Raw genomic sequence first — 4,176 nt, 5'->3', positions numbered from 1 at the left:
GTGATGAGCATCCTCGCCTACGACGATGAGGACGAAGTGATCCGTCGCGCCAACGACACCACCTTCGGCCTGGCCGCAGGTGTGGTCAGCAAGGACATCAGCCGCGCACATCGCATCATCCATCGCCTGGAAGCCGGCATCTGCTGGATCAACACCTGGGGCGAGTCGCCGGCGGAAATGCCGGTCGGCGGCTACAAGCAGTCCGGCGTTGGCCGCGAGAACGGTATCTCCACCCTCGGCCACTACACCCGCATCAAGTCGGTGCAGGTCGAACTGGGCGACTACGCCAGCGTGTTCTGACCGGCGCGTCCTGAGCACCGCCCATCGTCCGGCCACCGCGCCGATCCGACATTCCGCCGGGACGCCTGCATGCAGCGCGCCCGGCCTGCAGGAGAGCAACCATGAGCACCCATAACGAGTACGACTACATCATCATCGGCGCCGGTTCGGCCGGCAACGTGCTGGCCACCCGCCTCACCGAAGATGCCGATGTCAGCGTGCTTCTGCTGGAAGCCGGTGGCCCGGACTACCGGCTCGATTTCCGTACCCAGATGCCCGCCGCACTGGCCTTCCCGCTGCAGGGCCGCCGCTACAACTGGGCGTACAAGACCGATCCCGAGCCCTTCATGAACAACCGCCGGATGGATTGCGGTCGTGGCAAGGGCCTGGGCGGTTCGTCGCTGATCAACGGCATGTGCTACATCCGCGGCAACGCGATGGACTACGACAACTGGGCCGGCATGCCGGGCCTGGAAGACTGGACCTACCTGGATTGCCTGCCGTACTTCCGCAAGGCCGAAACCCGTGACATCGGCCCGAACGACTACCACGGCGGCGACGGCCCGCTGCGCGTCACCACGCCCAAGGCCGGCAACAACGAACTGTTCGCGGCGATGGTCGAGGCCGGCGTGCAGGCCGGTTATCCGCGCACCGACGACCTCAACGGCTACCAGCAGGAAGGCTTCGGCCCGATGGACCGCACCGTCACGCCGAAGGGACGCCGCTCCAGCACCGCGCGTGGCTACCTGGATCTGGCCAAGCCGCGCCCGAACCTGACCATCGTCACCCACGCGCTGACCGACCGCATCCTGTTCTCGGGCAAGCGCGCAGTGGGCGTGCAGTGGCTGCACAACGACCAGCCGCAGCGCGCCACCGCGCGCCGCGAAGTGCTGCTGTGTGGTGGTGCCATCGCCTCGCCGCAGATCCTGCAGCGCTCCGGCGTCGGCCCGGCCGACCTGCTGCGCAGCCTGGACATCGACCTGGTGCACCACCTGCCCGGCGTCGGCGCCAACCTGCAGGACCATCTTGAGATGTACCTGCAGTACGAGTGCAAGAAGCCGGTCTCGCTGGCCCCGGCACTGAAGCTGTACAACCAGCCGGCGATCGGCGCCGAATGGCTGTTCCTGGGCACCGGCATCGGTGCCAGCAACCAGTTCGAAGCTGGCGGCTTCATCCGCAGCGATGCCGAATTCGACTGGCCCAACCTGCAGTATCACTTCCTGCCGGTGGCGATCAACTACAACGGTTCCAACCCGATCAAGGCGCACAGCTTCCAGATGCATGTCGGCTCGATGCGCTCGCCCAGCCGCGGCCGCATCCACGTGCGCTCGAAGGATCCGCGCGAAGATCCCAGCATCCTGTTCAACTACATGTCGCACGACCAGGACTGGCGCGAGTTCCGCTCGGCAATCCGGATCACCCGCGAGATCTTCGCGCAGCCGGCGCTGGCTCCGTACAGCGGCCGCGAGATTTCGCCAGGCAGCGCGCTGCAGACCGACGCGCAGATCGATGCGTTCGTGCGCGAGCATGCCGAGACCGCCTACCACCCGTCGTGCTCGAACAAGATGGGCCACGCCGATGATCCGATGGCGGTGGTTGACGGCCAGGGTCGCGTGCACGGCCTGGAAGCCCTGCGCATCGTCGATGCCTCGATCATGCCGCAGGTGGTCACCGGCAACCTCAACGCACCGACCATCATGATCGCCGAGAAGCTGGCCGATGTGATCCGTGGCCGCGCGCCGCTGCCGCGCAGCACGGCTTCGTACTACAAGGCCAACGGCGCGCCGGTGCGCAACAAGAGCTGAGTCTCCGGCCATCGGAATCATCCGCCGGGCATGGCCCGGCGCTACCAGGCGGGCTTTGCCTTCAGTCGACGGGCATGGCCCGGCACTACGAGGCGAGCTTTGCCTTCGGTAGCGCCGGGCCATGCCCGGCGGCTTTTGGCGCATACGGCCGCGCAGTGTCCACCCTCTTCGCGTTTTCCCTACGGGACGGTATGCTGCGGAGAGCGGTTCTGGCGGATACTGTCCGCGCCGCACCCATCATTACGATTCCTGGAGGGGGAATATGAGTCTGGATCGTCCCTGGCTGCAGAGCTATCCGAAAGGCGTTCCCGCCGAAATCGACGTCAACGAGTTCCATTCGGTAGTTTCGGTCTTCGACGCCTCCGTCGCGAAGTACCGCGACCGACCGGCCTACTCCAGTTTCGGCAAGACCCTCACCTACGGTGAGACCGACGCCCTGGTCGAACAGTTCGCCGCTTACCTGCTGGGCGAGCTGAAGCTCAAGAAGGGCGACCGCGTCGCCCTGATGATGCCCAACTGCCTGCAATACCCGATCGCCACCTTCGGCGTGCTGCGTGCCGGCCTGACCGTGGTCAACGTCAACCCGCTGTACACCGCGCGCGAGCTGAAGCATCAGCTGGTCGATGCCGGCGTGACCGCGCTGGTGGTGGTGGACAACTTCGGCGACACCGTCGAACAGGTCATCGCCGATACCCAGGTCAAGCAGGTCATCACCACCGGCCTGGGCGACCTGCTCGGCGCCAAGGGCACGATCGTCAACTTCGTGCTCAAGTACATCAAGAAGATGGTGCCCAACTACCACCTGAAGGGCGCGATCCGCTTCAAGCAGGCGCTCAAGCTGGGCAGCCGCCACACCCTGCCGAAGGTCGAGATCGACCATGACGACGTGGCGTTCCTGCAGTACACCGGCGGCACCACCGGTGTCGCCAAGGGCGCGATGCTGACCAACCGCAACCTGATCGCCAACATGCAGCAGGCCTCGGCCTGGATCAGCGCATCGGGCATCGAGATGGGCAAGGAATGGATCATCACCGCCCTGCCGCTGTACCACATCTTCGCGCTGACGGCGAACGGCCTGGTCTTCATGAAGTTCGGTGGCTGCAACCACCTGATCACCAACCCGCGYGACATGAAGGSCTTCGTCAAGGAGCTCAAGWSSRYGCGCTTCACYGCSATCACCGGCGTCAACACGCTGTTCAAYGGCCTGCTCAACACCCCCGGCTTCGACACCGTCGATTTCTCCTCGCTGAAGGTGACCCTGGGCGGCGGCATGGCCGTGCAGCGTGCGGTCGCCGAGCGCTGGAAGAAGACCACCGGCGTCACCCTGGTCGAGGCCTACGGCCTGACCGAGACCTCGCCGGCGGCCTGCATCAACCCGCTTACCCTGGCCGAGTACAACGGCTCGATCGGCCTGCCGATTCCGTCCACCGATGCCTGCATCAAGGACGACAACGGCAACATCCTGGCGCTGGGCGAAGTGGGCGAACTGTGCATCCGCGGCCCGCAGGTGATGAAGGGCTACTGGCAGCGCCCGGAGGAAACCGCCAAGGCCATCGACGCCGACGACTGGCTGCACACCGGCGACATGGCGAAGATGGACGAGCACGGCTTCTTCTACATCGTCGACCGCAAGAAGGACATGATCCTGGTGTCCGGCTTCAACGTGTACCCCAATGAAGTCGAGGACGTGATCGCGATGATGCCGGGCGTGCTGGAAGTGGCCGCGGTCGGCGTACCGGACGAGAAGTCCGGCGAGGTGGTCAAGGTGGTCATCGTCAAGAAGGACCCGAACCTGACCGCCGAGATGGTCAAGGAGCACGCCCGGGCCAACCTGACCGGCTACAAGCACCCCAGAATCGTTGAATTCCGAAAAGAGCTGCCGAAGACCAACGTCGGCAAGATCCTGCGTCGCGAACTCCGCGACACGCCCGCCCCGTAAGGGTTTCGGGAAAGTTGAACGCGCTCAGGCCCGGGTCGGCAACGACCCGGGCCTTTTCGCATGCGCGGGCCCGGGGCCGGTGTAGCATCGCCGCGTGAGTGGACCGTTCGGCCCGCCGGCCACCACCTTGATCTGCGGGCCGCACCGCCGAGG

Annotated in this window: 3 protein-coding genes; all 3 read left to right on the top strand. The window is 65.5% G+C overall.

Annotated features, from left to right (window positions below; all coding sequences use genetic code 11):
- The coding region (locus AC1VAN_RS13570; protein ID WP_480985987.1) for an aldehyde dehydrogenase family protein at window positions 1-300 on the top strand (300 nt) is incomplete at its 5' end.
- A gap of 101 nt (window positions 301-401) precedes the next feature.
- Window positions 402-2,084 carry a choline dehydrogenase gene (gene betA, locus AC1VAN_RS13565; protein WP_025878949.1) on the top strand — a complete coding sequence of 561 codons (1,683 nt, stop codon included), beginning with the start codon at window positions 402-404 and terminating at the stop codon, window positions 2,082-2,084.
- A 262-nt stretch (window positions 2,085-2,346) separates the two neighbouring features.
- On the top strand, window positions 2,347-4,023 hold the full coding sequence (locus tag AC1VAN_RS13560; RefSeq protein ID WP_480985986.1) for a long-chain fatty acid--CoA ligase: 1,677 nt from the start codon (window positions 2,347-2,349) through the stop codon (window positions 4,021-4,023).
- Window positions 4,024-4,176: the final 153 nt, after the last annotated feature.

Source organism: Stenotrophomonas sp. 05L44_2, from assembly GCF_056665995.1.
The sequence above is the reverse complement of the archived record's forward strand: the minus strand, read 5'-3'. Positions and strand labels throughout refer to the sequence as shown.

Excerpts from the sequence above, each read along its gene's own strand:
- betA (WP_025878949.1), top strand. The coding sequence starts at position 402 with ATGAGCACCCATAACGAGTACGACTACATCATCATCGGCGCCGGTTCG.